The sequence below is a fragment of the Aliamphritea spongicola genome, from assembly GCF_017051665.1.
Lineage (GTDB): Bacteria > Pseudomonadota > Gammaproteobacteria > Pseudomonadales > Balneatricaceae > Amphritea > Amphritea spongicola.
In genome coordinates this window covers 1-297 of record NZ_JAFIDL010000081.1, presented here as the reverse complement: position 1 = coordinate 297, position 297 = coordinate 1, and the positions used below count along the sequence as shown (strand labels likewise).

Annotated in this window: 1 protein-coding gene; it reads right to left on the bottom strand. The window is 38.0% G+C overall.

Annotation, left to right across the window (positions count from 1 at the left end; all coding sequences use genetic code 11):
• Positions 1-297 (bottom strand): hypothetical protein (locus JYB63_RS22835; RefSeq protein ID WP_205660216.1); only part of this gene is annotated, 297 nt, incomplete at both ends.

Below are 297 nucleotides of genomic sequence, written 5' to 3'. Positions count from 1 at the left end.
GATATAGAGATCATCCGAATCCAGAACTTTCATGGCAATATCTATTTTGTATCTTCTGTTTTTCCCGAAAATATCACTGAGATCAAAAACCGGTTGCGCCTGCATAGTAGATTCACTCAAAGTGTTTTGAATGACATCAAAACCATAGCTATGCAATTCACTATATTCCTTCCAAACGTCAAGAAATGCTCTTTGAATATTGGGCTGAATACTTGATGAAAAGCTGGGTGAATCTGAAGGGTAATCGGGAGTTTTTAGGGACTGAAAAGTAATTCCTCCTAGAACCAGAAGAACGAC